The 456-nt window shown below is 34.6% G+C and carries 1 protein-coding gene; it reads left to right on the top strand.

Annotated features, from left to right (window positions below):
- Positions 1–214: hypothetical protein (locus ERX40_RS11510; protein WP_424960733.1), on the top strand; the 214-nt coding region annotated here is incomplete at its 5' end.
- Positions 215–456 lie beyond the last annotated feature (242 nt).

Here is a 456-nt window from a genome sequence, read left to right as displayed (position 1 = left end):
AAACACAGAAGGTCTATCCAAAGCCATCACATCATCTCTTTTCAATGATGACGCGAACTCGTTCGCAAAGAGAGATTTTCGCTTGATGTGGGACTTATCTTCTGAAAAATATCTTTCCTATAAAGAAATAATAATAAGAAAAGGCGATAAGCTTGACGCTGTATGCTTGAGATTTATAAATGATGACTACAAGTTTTTAGTTAATTTCAACTGAGATGAAGAGGTTTTCAAATACTTTCCATCTATAATGCAACCTTCACTCAAAACATATAGAGCGTTATCAAGACTAGTAAACTCAATCAAAGATCCTTCTAGATTTAAGTTCACGACAGAGTCATTAGAAATGGAGTTACTAGAATACTTAGAGTTAAGAAATGAATTATTCAATGACATAGAAGAAGTAATGGGTAGCTATGCTCAGAGGGCACCATAGTTCATGATAGCCCTCGATAGTAC

Source organism: Macrococcus carouselicus (assembly GCF_004359515.1).
Taxonomy (GTDB): Bacteria; Bacillota; Bacilli; order Staphylococcales; family Staphylococcaceae; genus Macrococcus; species Macrococcus carouselicus.
Note: the sequence above shows the minus strand (reverse complement) of the source record. Positions and strands in the feature narration are given on the sequence as shown.